At 61.9% G+C, this 13,789-nt stretch carries 12 protein-coding genes and 2 pseudogenes; 6 read left to right on the top strand and 8 right to left on the bottom strand.

All coding sequences use genetic code 11. The features are described 5' to 3' along the window. Nucleotides 1–47 precede the first annotated feature (47 nt). The 4 genes from PCS43_RS19495 (at nt 48) to PCS43_RS19480 (ending at nt 4,420) form a co-directional block, all read left to right on the top strand. Nucleotides 48–1,238 (top strand): FAD-dependent oxidoreductase, encoded by a 1,191-nt coding sequence (locus PCS43_RS19495; protein WP_064074875.1) that lies wholly within the window; start codon nt 48–50, stop codon nt 1,236–1,238. A 74-nt stretch (nt 1,239–1,312) separates the two neighbouring features. Beyond that, nucleotides 1,313–2,350, top strand: a complete 1,038-nt coding sequence (locus tag PCS43_RS19490) for a zinc-binding dehydrogenase (protein WP_064074876.1) — start codon at nt 1,313–1,315, stop codon at nt 2,348–2,350. 94 nt (nt 2,351–2,444) lie between these two features. Further along, entirely contained in the window at nt 2,445–3,593 is a 1,149-nt protein-coding gene (locus tag PCS43_RS19485; RefSeq protein ID WP_064074884.1) for an acyl-CoA dehydrogenase family protein, read from the top strand. Continuing rightward, nucleotides 3,590–4,420, top strand: a complete 831-nt coding sequence (locus PCS43_RS19480; RefSeq protein WP_058228089.1) for an NUDIX hydrolase — start codon at nt 3,590–3,592, stop codon at nt 4,418–4,420. Before PCS43_RS19485 ends, PCS43_RS19480 begins: the two co-directional genes overlap by 4 nt. 1,325 nt (nt 4,421–5,745) lie before the next feature. On the opposite strand, the gene PCS43_RS19475 is transcribed toward PCS43_RS19480, so the two are convergent. Then, complete coding sequence (locus tag PCS43_RS19475) at nt 5,746–5,880, bottom strand: hypothetical protein (RefSeq protein ID WP_270923085.1); 135 nt, start codon at nt 5,878–5,880, stop codon at nt 5,746–5,748. A 2-nt stretch (nt 5,881–5,882) separates the two neighbouring features. On the opposite strand from PCS43_RS19475, the gene PCS43_RS19470 reads away from it, so the two are divergent. Continuing rightward, nucleotides 5,883–6,158: a hypothetical protein gene (locus tag PCS43_RS19470; RefSeq protein WP_054801407.1), complete on the top strand. Its 276-nt coding sequence runs from the start codon at nt 5,883–5,885 to the stop codon at nt 6,156–6,158. Nucleotides 6,159–6,310: 152 nt separating this feature from the next. Here PCS43_RS19470 and PCS43_RS19465 read toward each other — a convergent pair whose 3' ends face one another. Continuing rightward, complete coding sequence (locus PCS43_RS19465; RefSeq protein ID WP_064074434.1) at nt 6,311–7,183, bottom strand: LysR family transcriptional regulator; 873 nt, start codon at nt 7,181–7,183, stop codon at nt 6,311–6,313. A gap of 92 nt (nt 7,184–7,275) precedes the next feature. On the opposite strand from PCS43_RS19465, the gene PCS43_RS19460 reads away from it, so the two are divergent. Next, complete coding sequence (locus PCS43_RS19460) at nt 7,276–7,992, top strand: SDR family oxidoreductase (protein WP_064074433.1); 717 nt, start codon at nt 7,276–7,278, stop codon at nt 7,990–7,992. A gap of 314 nt (nt 7,993–8,306) precedes the next feature. On the opposite strand, the pseudogene PCS43_RS19455 reads toward PCS43_RS19460, so the two are convergent. From PCS43_RS19455 to PCS43_RS19430, 6 genes and pseudogenes are all read right to left on the bottom strand, one after another. Beyond that, nucleotides 8,307–9,012 (bottom strand): annotated as a pseudogene (locus PCS43_RS19455) (IS6 family transposase). 84 nt (nt 9,013–9,096) lie between these two features. Next, on the bottom strand, nt 9,097–9,708 hold the full coding sequence (locus PCS43_RS19450) for an SDR family NAD(P)-dependent oxidoreductase (protein ID WP_082893181.1): 612 nt from the start codon (nt 9,706–9,708) through the stop codon (nt 9,097–9,099). A 49-nt stretch (nt 9,709–9,757) separates the two neighbouring features. Continuing rightward, nucleotides 9,758–9,859 (bottom strand): annotated as a pseudogene (locus tag PCS43_RS33495) (SDR family NAD(P)-dependent oxidoreductase); the annotation flags it as partial. A gap of 167 nt (nt 9,860–10,026) precedes the next feature. Further along, the gene (locus PCS43_RS19445) at nt 10,027–10,782 is read right to left on the bottom strand and encodes a sugar phosphate isomerase/epimerase family protein (protein ID WP_064233847.1); all 756 of its coding nucleotides are present in this window, start codon (nt 10,780–10,782) and stop codon (nt 10,027–10,029) included. A 57-nt stretch (nt 10,783–10,839) separates the two neighbouring features. Further along, nucleotides 10,840–12,753, bottom strand: a complete 1,914-nt coding sequence (locus PCS43_RS33490) for an MFS transporter (protein ID WP_082893180.1) — start codon at nt 12,751–12,753, stop codon at nt 10,840–10,842. Further along, the gene (locus PCS43_RS19430) at nt 12,753–13,751 is read right to left on the bottom strand and encodes a zinc-binding alcohol dehydrogenase family protein (RefSeq protein ID WP_064074439.1); all 999 of its coding nucleotides are present in this window, start codon (nt 13,749–13,751) and stop codon (nt 12,753–12,755) included. The genes PCS43_RS33490 and PCS43_RS19430 overlap by 1 nt, the downstream gene beginning before the upstream one ends. Nucleotides 13,752–13,789 lie beyond the last annotated feature (38 nt).

The raw sequence follows: 13,789 nt of genomic DNA, 5'->3' as shown, positions 1-13,789 counted from the left end.
GTAGGTCGGGTGCGGCGAACTCAATGAGGTTGTGCGACTCTGGTTCGATGTCGACGAATAGTGTGCTTATAGTGGGCGGCGGCCCACTGGGACTGCTGCAAGCGCTCGGACTGGCTCAGATCGGTGTTGAGGTGACTGTCCTCGCGCCCGGACCTGAACGACAGCCCGTCACCCGCACACTGGTTTTCAACTGGTCGATGATGGCCGGGCTCGACCATCTCGGGATCCTCGACGAGATGATGGCAGTCGGAGTGGTCCAGCACGCGGTGTCGCTGAACGTCCTGCGCACCGGCGAGAGAATCGTCTTCGATCTGTCTGCATTGTCCGCCGACGTTGAGCATGCTTTCACACTCAATATGGAGCAGGGCCAGTTCGTCGATATCTTGCTGACGCACCTCGCGGCATCGTCGGCCGTGACGATCGAGTGGGACACGCGCATCGTGAGCCTAGACCAGGGCAAGGACGGCTGCACCGTTGTAGCCGCAGGAGTCGACGGCGAAATCACTCGGCGCGTGGGGTGGGTTGTCGGAGCCGACGGAACGCGCAGCGTTGTGCGTCGCCAGCTGGGCCTCGGCTTCCCTGGCCTGACCTGGCCCGAACGCTTCGTCGCGGTCAACCTGCGCTTTGACTTTTCGACGATGGGTATCAAAGAGGCAGCGACCCACATCGATCCCGACCGAGGCGCCTTGATCGCCCAGATAGACCGAACAGGCCTCTGGAGCTACCTCTACGCCGAGAACGAACGGCTACCGGAGGAGTCGATCGAAGCACGCATGCAGGCGGTGTTCGCAGACGTTCTGCCCGACGGCGCCGATCCCCGCGTCGAGTCATGGGTGGCCCACCGGATGCATCAGCGGGTCGCCGACACGTTCCGAGTAGGACGAGTCCTCCTGGTCGGCGGCGCGGCGCACGTCACTGCACCCACGAGCGGGTTCGGACTTGTGGGTTCCTTCTTCGACGTCCTGGCCGCAACCGAGGTGCTCGGCGCAATGGCCAGCGGCGAAGCCGACGAGGTCGTTCTCGACCGCTACGCCGACGATCGGCGGCGGGTTTTCACCGAAATCACCTCGCCGATCTCCTCAGATACCAAGATGTTGATTTTCAACGGCTCGGAGACGGGGCGACTCGAGCGCGAGCTCACCCGCTACCGTGCGGCAGCTGCCAGTCGCGCGTCGGTGCAAGAATTCCTGCTGCTCGCCGGAGAGCTCGCAAGTCCCTCGTTGCTCGCATCGCCCTAGAACCACGGCCCACCAGGTTCCGGCCCACGGAACGAGCTGCGGAACGGGCCGCTCCGGCGTGGGAAAGTCGAGCCATGGTGGAGACTATTGAACTCGAGATCGATGATTCGATGCGCGCGATGCGGTTCGACGTCGAGAGCAGGACTTTGGCGCTGAGGACGGTCCCCGTCCCGGAAATTGGGCACGACGAGGTTCTCGTCCGGGTGGAGGCAGCTGGCGTCTGTCTCTCGGATGTCCATATCGCCCAGGGGCTGATCAAGCCTCGCCACATCCGCACAGGTGAGGTAACGCTGGGTCACGAGGTGGCCGGTACCGTGGCCCGGATAGGCGAGGGCGTCGCGGGCTGGACCGTTGGCGATCGTGTCGCGTTGCAGCCACTGGTTTTGCGGTCCGACGGACCGCGCACACTCGGCGTCGACTACGACGGTGGCTGGGCAGAGTACGTTGTGACCCCGGCCTCGACGCTGGTCGCGATCCCCACCGGGCTCGCCTTCGAGGAGGCAGCGATCATCCCCGATGCCGTCTCCACTCCGTGGAGCGCGATTCGCACCACAGGCCAAGTGCGAGCGGGGGAGTCGGTCGGAGTGTGGGGTGTGGGCGGACTCGGTGCCCATGCCATCCAACTTTTGCGACTGGTCGGTGCTGCACCCATTGTTGCGGTCGACCCGCTGCTGGTGGCCCGTGATCGGGCGCTGGCGCTCGGTGCCGACGCGGCGCTAGACCCTACTGCTGCCGACTTCTTAGCGCAGCTGAAAGACGCAACCCGGGGGCGAATGCTCGACCTTGCTCTCGACTTTGCAGGCGTGTCCGCCGCCCAGCAGCAGACGCTCTCCAGCCTGGCATACGGTGGTCGGATCGTCCTGGTGGGCCTGAGCGGCCGGCCGATCACGATCGAGAACAGCGTGGACTTCAGCGTCTTCAAGCACACGGTCCGCGGCCATTTCGGTCAGGACTACAGTGACGTCCCCGAACTGATCGATCTTGTCTCGTGGGGTCGCCTCGATCTGTCGGGCTCGATCAGCGGCGTTCTACCGCTCGAGGAAGCCGCCGACGCGATCCGCCGACTCGACGAGAAGATCGATGACCCAATCAGATTGATACTCCGACCCTGACCTGCCAGACACCGCAGCGCGGTCGCAGCCCTCCAGATCCCGAAAGGCATCCCCATCTATGACATCTACGATGCCCAACCAGTCCCGTACGGTTATCCAGCGGAACTTGTTCGACACCGAGCACGACGACCTCCGTCGAAGTTTCAGGTCGTTCCTCGAGCGGGAAGTAGTCCCGCACGACGCAGAGTGGGAACGGGATCAATCCATACCCGCGGAGATATTTCGCAAGGCAGGAGCAGCGGGGTTTCTGGGTCCCGGCATCGCCGAGGAGCATTCCGGAATGGGGCCGGTCGATTATCGCTTCAGCGTCGTCCTGAACGAGGAATGTTCGAGGCTCGGACTTACCGGGATCGGTCAGGGAATCACCGTGCACAACGATGTTGTCCTTCCGTATCTTCTCGATCACGCGACTAGCGAGCAGAAGGACCGGTGGTTGCCGGGTGTGGCGAGCGGTGAGGCGATCCTCGCGGTGGGGATGACCGAACCGGGAGCTGGGTCCGACCTCGCAGGTATCACTACCCGCGCAGTTCGTGATGGCGAAGATTACGTTGTCAACGGTTCGAAGATCTTTATCACCAACGGAATCAATGCAGATCTCGTACTCGCGGCAGTGCGTACCGGCCCCGAGCGATACGCAGGTCTTTCGTTGTTGATGATCGAGCGTGGAATGGCCGGGTTCGGACGCGGCAGGAACCTCAAGAAACTAGGGATGCACTCCCAGGACACAGCCGAATTGTTCTTCTCCGATGTTCGCGTTCCGGCAACCAATCTTGTCGGATCTGCAGGTGACGGTTTTGCTCTGATGGCACGCCATCTCGGTCAGGAGCGACTTAACACGGCCATCCACGGAGTGGCTGCTGCGCGGGCAGCGCTCGACATGACAATCGAATACCTCACGCAGCGTACGGCTTTCGGCCAGAAGCTCGGATCGTTCCAGAACTCTGCGTTCACCGTCGCCGAAATGCGAACGGAAATCGAAATCGCTCAGGTTTTTGTCGACCGCTGCACAGTCGACCTGATCGATGGTCGACTGTCCTCCGAGCAGGCAGCCATGGCGAAGTGGTGGTGTACCGAACTCCAAGGCCGCGTGGTCGATTCGTGTCTGCAATTGTTCGGAGGGTACGGATACATGGAGGAGTACCCGATTTCGCGTTTCTATGCAGATGCACGAGTGACTCGCATCTTCGCCGGTACGACGGAGATCATGAAGAAAATCATCGGAAAGACAGATGGACTCGGATGAATAGTGAAATCAAGACCAACCCGAGATCCCTGGATGGAGCCGCCGCTCCGATTAAGGACGCGGCCTCGGTCATCCTTGTACGCGACGGTGCGAGTGGCATCGAAGTATTCCTGCAACGCCGTGTAAAGGGTATGGCGTTCGCCGGTGGAATGACGGTGTTCCCGGGCGGGCGCGTGGACAGTGCCGACGGCTCTCCGGACATCGGTTGGAGCGGTCCAAGTCCCGAATGGTGGGGGCGACAGTGGGGGACAGACTCCGCAACGTCCAGGCAGTTGGTCCTCGCTGCGGTCCGCGAAACATTCGAGGAATGCGGTGTACTGCTCGCCGGGCCCAGCGCGGACGGTGCAGTGAGTACACCTCCAGGCGGTATCGAGGGTCGCGAGATGCTCGAACGCCACAAGCTTTCGTTCTCGGACTATCTCCGGCGAGAAAAGCTGATCGTTCTCAGCGGGATGCTCAAACCTTGGTCGAACTGGATCACGCCGTCAGTGGAACCGCGTCGATACGACACTCGCTTCTTCGTTGCTGCCCTACCAGCCGGGCAGATAGCAGACGATGCGACATCGGAAGCCGATGCTGCGGAATGGATGTCGCCTACGGACGCGATTCAATCATGGTGTGACGGCACCTCCATGTTGCTCCCGCCGACCTGGAGTCAGCTGCACTCCCTCTGCGCATTCGACTCAGTGTCCGACGTCATGGAGTCGCGGCGGATCGTCGACACAGTGATACCCGAGATCGTGCAGGATGTCGGTGCCGGGCCGCTACTGTTTCCCGGTTCCGATCTGTACATCCGCGTAGGTGGCACATTGCCGTGGCAGCGGTGAAGGTTTCCAGTAGTTCCACAGCTATCCTCGGATCGGGGGACAGCGAGTAGGCGGGCGCGGTAGTTTACGGGTCTTTCGAATGGGTCGGGCGCGGGCACCGTGGGCCTGCGGTTCTTGCAGGTGTGTGTCGGGGGCGATTGCCGAGATCGACATGCCCCGTTTGTTCAGTGCGTATAAATCCCTGTCTGCTTCCTATGTAAGCCGCCCGCCTCAACATATCCAACCGTGTGATCTGCGGCGTCAGTTCCCATGTGGTGAGGTACTCGTCGACTTCGGTGTTCGGACGGTCGAGTCAGTCGGTGATTAGCCATCAGCGGAGCGTTACTCCGGCTACCGAGTCCAACTCGGTAATCTGATCCCACACCTGGAATCGGTCGGCTAGTTCACTGCGGTGATCGGCGGCGCCCATACGGTGGCGGGCGGTCGGAAGTGCGGGGAGGTGCGACTGAAAGCGGCCAGAAGCCGTTGCGCTGAGCCGACAGTACGGAACCCTTTTATCGCGCGTTCATGTTGCTGGTGCGGTTGGTGGGAGTCTCGCACGCTGCACTCCTAACAACTTGACAGCGCCCTTCTGGCTGCGACCGAACAAAGTCTCCGGACTCGCCGGTGCGATTCAGGTTCAACCACCGACGCCTCTACGGGCACTGCGGAGACGTTCCACCGGCCGAACTTGAGGCGTTCTACTACGGTGAACACAGAACTACGCGAATCGCGGAGTTCTCAAATCAGTAAGTGATGTACCCCGAGTTCTCCGGACTCGCCGGTGCGATTCAATCTGAATGTGAAGCAATGCCGCCTATCTGAACCCTCAACTCCCGGCTACGGCATACCGACTAGAACACTGCGCTGAGGAGCTTTGTCGTGCAACGGGTTTGGATTAGTTCGACGGTGGGCATCTAGTGCTTGTTGCGGCGATTTCGTGTGGGCGGATTCCGCCGCGCCCGGCCCGCCCACCGGCCGTCCCCGGAGGGCGGGCCTTTCCCTGCACTAACACCAGGCGAAGGTGGGTTCTCATGCTGCCTATCTGTTTGATCACCAGTTTTCAACGCTCGGTGAATCGCCGGACTGCATCGTCGTCGCCGGCCAGCTGGGCTCGCGCAACCAGGTACTGACAAAAGTCCAGTTGATCATTGAGAGTCCTCAGCGACCTCCCCTCCGGCCCCAATTTTCAAGTCCCGAGCACAAATGGATGCCACGTGCCCGCAGGCGGACAATTCACCGACGCGTAAGGAGCGAGAGTGAGGGAGCGGCCGAAGACCATCCACAAAGGTTGACCGGAGAAAAGGTCGCTCCCGTGGTATCCGGTTCTTCTTGCCTCGATTGACCTATTCGGGCCAGCTCGAGTTTTGGATGACCTCGACGAAATCGATGTGGCGGTAGCCCGGAACGATCAGACGAGGCTTGTACGTCACTTCGATCCCTCGCTCGGCCATGAGTAGTCCGATCTTCCTCGTGACCACGGGTGTCGACGTCCGGTCTGAAGATCATCCCGACTCCGGTGGTCTATGTCGGAACCAAGAATGCCGCCCGCACCCCATTGGAGGGACTGTGGCAGGAGTCGCGGGACGGTGTATTGCGGACAACGTCGGTGTCGCCGGGATTTGATCGTACCGATCTGGCCAGCTCTATCGATGACGCCCAGGTTCGCGATCAGATCCAGCCGAGCATGAACGAATTCGCGATCGCGCCGGAAGCTGTTGCGCCGGCTATCGCGTTTGTGCGGCTATCGCGTTTGTGATTGAGCAGACCCGCGATGTCGAAATCGGCGACATTGCCATCCGTCCACCGTTCAAGGCTGATGCAAGTGATCGGGTCAGGACGCGCCGGCGTGGTTATCGACAGGGCCAACGAAACAGGGAACGGACAGAGGGGACGGAGGCACGAGTAGTGTCATCGAGCTGCTGATTCGGTGTGGTGGAGCTTGGCCGCTGAGCGGACGAGTGCGGCAACCGCCTGGGAGCGACTGTTTGGCGGCCAGGCGATCACCGTGGTGACGTTCGGTGCGTCGATGACGGGCACCGCGACGTGTTCGGGCCACTGCCAGGCGCGGCTGGAGGCAGGGATGACAAGCAGTGTTTTGCCGAGTGCTACGAGCTGGGCGAGTTTCGACTGAGTGTGTACCTCCGGACCGGGTCCGTCCGGGTACGTCCCGTCGAGTCGGGGCCATCGAGCGATCGGTAGGTCCGGCACGTTGCGGACATCGGCCAACGTGAGTTGATCGCGCGATGCGAGCGGATGTCGCGCGGGGAGGATCGCGACTTGTCCTTCGACGCAGAGGTTTTCGGTGTCGAACCCGACAAGGTCGTCGAACGGGCGATGCATGAGCGCCACGTCGGCGTGTCCGTCGCGGAGCAACCCCGCCTGCTCGCCGACCTCACACAGGAGGATTTCGATTGGTGCCGTATCGGGTTCACTCGCAAACATGTCGAGGAGCTGGCTTAGCAGTTCGTGGGACGCTCCGGCTTTTGTCACGAGTACCAGCGGGCGCTTCGGATTTCCGGCACGCCGGGTCCGGCGCGCTGCGGCGGCGAGGGCATCGAGGGTTACTGTGGCCTCGCGAAGGAGTACTCTGCCGGCGTCGGTGAGTGCCACGCCGCGACGATCCCGCTCCAGGAGTTGGACGCCGAGCCGTCGCTCGAGTTGGCGGATCGCGCGCGAGAGCGGCGGTTGGGAGATCGAGAGCCGATCGGCAGCGCGTCCGAAGTGCAATTCTTCCGCGACGGCGACGAAGTATCGAAGCTCGCGGGTCTCGAGATCGTCCACGTAAAGAGCTTACTGACTGATACCTGGTGAGTATCACAGCGGGCTGATTCGGTATTGGACGGAGAGTGCGCGGATGGCCGAGCATAGATCGAGTGAACAACAACAAGACCGCGCTGGTCACCGGCGCGAACAAGGGAATCGGTTTCGCCATCGCTCAGGGTCTCGGGGCGATGGGTTTTAGGGTCGTGGTAGGAGCTCGCGACCATGCCAGACGCGAGCGGGCCGTCGAGAGTCTGCGTGCTGGGGGAGTGGACGCGTTCGGGGTCGCTCTCGACGTCACCTCCGATGACAGCGTTGCTGCTGCGGCGGCGACCATTGAGCAGACGAGCGGGCGGCTCGACGTGCTCGTCAACAATGCGGGTATTTCAGGCCGGACCGACGGCGGCGCGCAGGATCCGACGACGCTCGACCTCGACGTCGTTCGAATGGTCCTCGACACAAACGTGTTCGGGGTTGTTCGGGTGACCAACGCGATGCTCCCGCTGCTCGGGCACGCAGAGTCTCCGCGCATCGTCAATATGTCGAGCAATATGGGCTCGTTGACGCTGCAGACCGGCCCGATCATGGCTGCGTATGCAGCGTCGAAAACAATGCTCAACAGCATCACTGCGCAGTATGCCCGCCAATTCGCTGATACGAACGTGATGGTGAACGCCAGCTGTCCCGGTTACGTGGCGACTGATTTCACGGGCTTCGCCGGGTTGCGGACGCCGGAGCAGGGTGCTGCGATCGCGATCCGGCTCGCTACGCTGCCCGATGGCGGGCCGCGTGGTGGTTTCTTCGACGATGAGGGCGTCGTCCCCTGGTGATCCACGTGTCATTTTTCTAAGTCGTCTGTACAAGTGCCCCGACTCGCCTGCGCAGCAGATAACCGCGAACCTTGACGGCGTCGTCGCGTTCCGGTTATCGACGGACTTGCCATAGTTCCCCGGAGATTCTCGACAACTCACTTCTGGCTTTGGATCGAGCCGGAGAGCTTTACCGGCTCTTCCGGATCCGGAGTGCATGAGTCGATCCACGGATGATCCGATGAGACACAAGATGTAGCGGGGCATACAGGGCTCTGCCAACTTGACTTAATGCAATTGGGATTCAACAGTATTCGGGTATGGTGGGGCGGATACTATTGGTGGAAAACCGGTTTTCGGGCGTCGGGTACGCCAGTGACGTCATGGTGGCGAATCGGTCGGTCATTTCGGAGCGGTAATCGCTCGCGGTGAGCTTGTGCCGACCGGGTCGGAAGTGCGGCGAGATCGCGCTGAACACCGCCAGGAACCGTTGTGCCGCAACGGGCGAGCGGAAGAACTTCATTGCGCGTTCTCGCTGCCTGGTCGGTTGGTGCGAGTTCTCAGCCCGGTTGTTGACATACTTCGAGCGCCGGTGTTGGGCCGATGGCATCAACTCCCCATGCGCCACAACGCAACTGGAAAGCTTGTCGGTCACCAGCACCCTCGACACCCGATCCTGCTTGCGCATCAGCTTGCCGAAGGAGCGTTTCGCCGCCTTGTGTGGCGGCGTGACTGGACCAGGACGTCGAGGACGTTGCCGTCCTGATCGACTGCCCGCCACAGGTACTTCCGGATGCCGCCGATCTTGACGAACACCTCGCCGGGAAACCAGGTGTCGTCAGGTTCGGGAGCGCGTCGGCGCAGGCTACGGGCGTATTCGGACCCGAACTTCGCGCACCACGTGCGGATCGTCTCGTGTGAGACGACGATGCCGCGGGCGAGCATCAGTTCCGCGACGTCGCACAAGCTCAACGCGAACCTGTAGTACAGCCACACGCAGTGCGTGATGATCTGGTGAGATTGTGCTCGATAGGACACCATGCGCGACGGCAGGGCCGAGAGGATTATCCGGGGTGCCTCTCGGCCCTGCAGGTTCTGGATATGTATCGCTGCTTTCCGGCTCGATCAGACTGCGGTGTAGCCGCCGTCTACAGGGATTGCTGCTGCGGTGATGTAACCGGCGTCGGGGCCGGCAAGGAAGGCCACTGCCTTCGCGATCTCTTCCGGTTCTGCCTGCCGCTTGAGTGGGTGTAGGTCGATCAGGTTTTGCAGGTAGGCGGCGCCTTCGGGACTGATCGACATCGCAGCCTGTGACATAGGCGTTCGTGTCGTTCCCAAAACCACTGCATTGGCGCGGATTCCATCGGACGCATAGGTGACTGCGTCGGTCTTCGCCATCATGATGACCGCTGCTTTCGTTGCATGGTAGAGCGGAATGTCCGCATTCGCCGCAACTCCGTAGGTGGAGGAGATATTGACGATCGCGCCCCCCGTTTTGTGGCGTTTCATGCTTTGGATGGCGTATTTGGAGCAGAAGAACGTGCCTTTGACGTTGACCGCGAAGACGTCGTCGAAATCTTTCTCGGTGGCTTCGTGGGTCGGGCGCGAGGTACCGGTGATGCCGGCTGCGTTCACCAGGATGTCGATCGACCCCAGTCGATTCTGGATCTCGCTGAAAGCCGCTTCGACGGTTGCGTTCTCGGTGATGTCGACGGCCAGTTGGATAGCCGTCGACATCACTCACGTTCAGTTGCGAAGCGGCATCGATGACATCGGGGCGGTCGAGTATCGCGACGTGTGCGCCTTGGCGGGCCAGTTCTCGGCAGATCTCGATTCCCAAGCCACCAGCCCCTCCCGTGACGACGGCAACTTTGTTGTTCAGCTTCATGTTCACTCTGCTTTCCAGGTGAAGGAGTCCGGCGCGTGGTGCGCAGGGTTTGGTTGGAGTTTCGAGCCGTTCAGTTGCCGTCGATGCCCAGAGCGCGGCGAGTAGACGCACCCAGAAGTCGCCCGGCGTTCTGTGCCGATTCGGTGTCCAGACGGTCGGAGAACACTTCAGGTCCAGCGGTGCCGACCGATCGACGTTTCTGGACGACCTCGAGCACACTCTCCAGGTCGAGGCTTCCTTGACCCGGGAGATCGCGGGTGTGCAAGGTCAACTCCACGAGATCCGCACCGTCCGGTGCCTGGAAGCCGTCGGCGAGTTGCAGATTGACCGTGACGTCTTCGTCGATACCAGCCAGGAGGGCTAGGTCTTGCCCGCTGTGCGCGAAATGCCAGGTGTCCAGCAATCAAGCCGCTGTTGGGCTTTTGTGCGCGCTCGACGATGTTCCAGGCTGCGGCCAGGTCGGGAACGCCCCAGAACGGCATGAACTCGAGGTTGACGGGGATTTCGCGTGTCAGCGCGGCATCGCACAGGTCGGCGAAACCTCGTACCAGAGTGTCCGTGGGCACGGTATCGTGATCGAATACCGCAACGGCGAGCAGGGAGCGGAGGTCGAGTGCGTCGACCAGTTCCAAGCACTGCTCGACGGTGAAATCGAAACGCGCGACCAGCGCGTCGTCTGCACCACTGGGAACGCGGATCGGTGCCCAACCTGTAACGGTGTCCAGGTGCAGTCCGATGCCTCTGTCGTCGGCTGCCTTCTTCACGCCCGTAGCGCCGAGGCCGCTGTTGATTGCCGTCAGGAATGCGGCGGGTGTCAGTGCCAGTGAATCGAATCCGGCTTCGGCTGTTGCTTCGAGTTGTTCGCGGTAGGTCAGGGTGCGTACGCTGCCCTCCCACATGATCAGCTCGGTGGGGGTAGTCATGGATTCCTCCAATATTGTTGCAAATCAGTGGTTTTGGATGTGGTTCAGATGAGTCGATCAGGACGAAGATGTCGGCAGTCGGTCGGTGCGGCGACCGGGAACGATTGCCGCGCGACGCCCGGCGAACGCGAGAGCGAAGACGACGACGATCACTGCCAGTGCCGCCCACGGGAACAATCCGGGGCCGGCGTTGTCGAGAAGGATTCCGCCGGTCGTCCCCGCGCTGAAGATCGCGAGGTTCGCGGCCGTGGTCAACATGGAGTTGGCTACGTCTGCGTCGGGTCCGGTGGCGTCCGACACTGCTGTCTGTAGCAGGGTCGATGCTCCGGCAAAGGTTCCGCCCCACAGGATCACGGCGACAAGTAGCACCAGGGTGTTTCCGCCTGCCAGGCCGAGGGCCAGTGTTCCGGCGGCAAATGCGGTCAAGCTGAGCAGCACCATCTTGCGCAGTGCCCGGTCGATGATCGAGCCGGTGAGCACGATACCGCCGACGGATGCGAAGCCGAAGACGAGAAGGGCGACGTCGACCCGTAATCCGGCGTCGACGGAGGTCAGGAAGGGCGCGATGTAGGTGTACAGCATGTTGTGCGCGAGAAACCATCCGAACACGATGCACAGTATGATCGCGACACCGGGGACTGTGACAACGCGTTGGAGCGGTGTGCGGGTCTGCTGTTCCTGCCCGGGGGCGTCAGGAACGGCGCCGACGATCCAGACGAGGAGAATCGCGGAGAAGACGGCCAAGATCGTGAATGCCCAGCGCCACCCGAGCGCCGATCCGAGGTAGGTCCCCAGTGGTGTGCCGATGGAGAACGCAATTGTCGTGCCGGCCATCGCGATGGCGAGTGCTTTTCCAGTCTTCGCTGCTGGAGTGATCTTCCGGGTGTAGCCGGCGAGCATGCCCCACAGCACACCGGAAAATGCTCCGGCGACGAATCGTGCGACCAACGTAACGGTGAACGAGTCGACGACCGCGGTGATGGTGTTCGCGAGGAGCATCCCCGTAACGACTGCCAGCAGGATCGGTTTTCTCCGCAAACCTCGCGTAAGAGTGATGGCCGGAATCGCAGCGATGACAGCACCCAGCGCATACACGCTCACCATCTGACCGGCTGCGGATTCACTGATGGTCAGTCCCGAGGAGATCTGTAAGAGCAGTCCGGCGGGAAGTGTCTCGGTGACGATGGCGAGGAATGCCGTCGCAGTCAGAGGGAGAAGCGCTGCAAGTGGCAGAGTGGTGGCTCGGGCGTCAGACCCGGGAATACTGTCAGAGCGTGGTGCTTGACGCGGAATAGTCATTGTCGTCCTTGGGCAGATGAATGGTGCCCCGGTCACTTTCGTGGACAAAGCGGAAAGCGGGATGGGGCTGTAAGGTAACGGAGACAACGATTTCGGTGCTGGAAGCGACTCTCCGCTGAGCATGCTCTCGTCGCACTCGAGTCCGTTGACGGCAATCAGCCGCAGGTCCGCGGGAACCACCGACCCCAAAGTGAGGCGAAGGATGTCGCCGAGTACCAGATCGGCGACGTCGACCTCCGTCGCGGATCCGTCTCGTAGTGTCACCGCCGTGTGCCGTACCTGCGAATGGAGCGCTGCACTCGCCCGCTCCGCCCGGTATTCGTTGGTGAATCCGAGCCCGATGCTCGCCGTCAAGATGATGCCGATGATGACGGCATCGTTTCGGTCGCCCAAGAAGAACGAGATGACCGCAGTGACAGCGAGGAGCGCAAGGATCGCGCTTTTCAGTTGACGGGCCAGGACCGCGGTGGCACTGACGCGATGCGAGCGGACGGCATTGGGGCCGTACTCGGCGAGCCGCCGTGATGCTTCTGCGCTAGTCAATCCAGCCGAGGTGGTATCCAACAACGCGAGTACGTCCGCGAACTCGGCGACGGACGCCTCAGCCGCACCGTATTCGTCGGGCGCCTTCGACGGATCGAGCGAGGTAACAGGTAACGCGGACCGGCTCATCAGTACACCAGCACCGCAGCACCGGTGACACGATCGTCAGCCAGGTCCATGAGCGCGCGATCCGCGTCGGCGAGCGGATACCGCTGCACCCTGACATCCAGATGATGGTGGCCCGCAAAATCAAGGAACTCGACGGCATCGACGCGGGTGTTGGCTGTCACCGAGCGCACTTGACGTTCGTAGAAGAGGTGCCGCTGATAGTTCATCGGCGGGATGTTCGACAGGTGAATACCGGCGATCGACAGAACACCCCCTCGATCCAAGGACTCGAGCGCAACAGGAACCAGGTCGCCGACAGGGGCGAACAGAATCGACGCATCGAGCGGCACGGGCGGTCGATCGTGCGAGCCTTGAACGGAGGCCACGCCCAACTCGAGTGCGAGTGTGCGCGCCGAAGGACTGCGCGTCATCACGTGCACTTCGCATCCTCGTGCCATCGCGATCTGCGCCGCCAGATGCCCGCTACCTCCGAAACCGTAGATACCCAGACGCCCACCTTCGGGCAGATCGGTGCGTTCGAGAGCGCGGAAGCCGATGATGCCAGCACATAACAACGGCGCCAACTCGACGTCGCTGTAGCCCGAAGGCAACGCAAGCGCGAATGCTGCAGCAACGGAAATGTATTCGGCGTATCCGCCGTCGACGTCCCAGCCCGTGTACGTGGAATTCGGGCACAGATTTTCGGCCCCCCGCACACAGAAACGGCAGCTGCCACATGTGGAGTGCAGCCATGGCACCCCGACTCGATCACCGAATGCGAATCCGGATACAGAAGCTCCCACTTCCTCGACCAACCCGACGACCTCGTGACCGGGGACCACACCGGATTTGTGGATGGGGAGGTCCCCTTCACTGACGTGAAGATCGGTCCGGCAGACCCCGCACGCGACGACTCTGACGAGAAGCTCGTCAGGCAGAATCGTGGGCCGCGGAATGCGCCCGAACGTCATAGGGTGCGCATGGATCGACGTGGGTTCAAGGACGCGCCAACCCAGCATCGTGGCCGGCCCAGACGCCGACGTGTCGGCGCGTTCAG

Origin of the sequence: Rhodococcus sp. C-2 (genome assembly GCF_027854095.1) — a bacterium.
GTDB lineage: Bacteria > Actinomycetota > Actinomycetes > Mycobacteriales > Mycobacteriaceae > Rhodococcus_F > Rhodococcus_F qingshengii.
The sequence above is the reverse complement of the archived record's forward strand: the minus strand, read 5'-3'. Positions and strand labels throughout refer to the sequence as shown.

Bases quoted from the DNA above. Each gene is read 5' to 3' on its own strand.
- PCS43_RS19445 (WP_064233847.1), bottom strand. From the start codon at position 10,782: ATGACTACCCCCACCGAGCTGATCATGTGGGAGGGCAGCGTACGCACC.
- PCS43_RS19450 (WP_082893181.1), bottom strand. From the start codon at position 9,708: ATGTCGACGGCTATCCAACTGGCCGTCGACATCACCGAGAACGCAACC.
- PCS43_RS19495 (WP_064074875.1), top strand. From the start codon at position 48: ATGTCGACGAATAGTGTGCTTATAGTGGGCGGCGGCCCACTGGGACTG.
- PCS43_RS33490 (WP_082893180.1), bottom strand. From the start codon at position 12,753: ATGAGCCGGTCCGCGTTACCTGTTACCTCGCTCGATCCGTCGAAGGCG.
- PCS43_RS19480 (WP_058228089.1), top strand. From the start codon at position 3,590: ATGAATAGTGAAATCAAGACCAACCCGAGATCCCTGGATGGAGCCGCC.
- PCS43_RS19430 (WP_064074439.1), bottom strand. From the start codon at position 13,751: ATGCTGGGTTGGCGCGTCCTTGAACCCACGTCGATCCATGCGCACCCT.
- PCS43_RS19490 (WP_064074876.1), top strand. From the start codon at position 1,313: ATGGTGGAGACTATTGAACTCGAGATCGATGATTCGATGCGCGCGATG.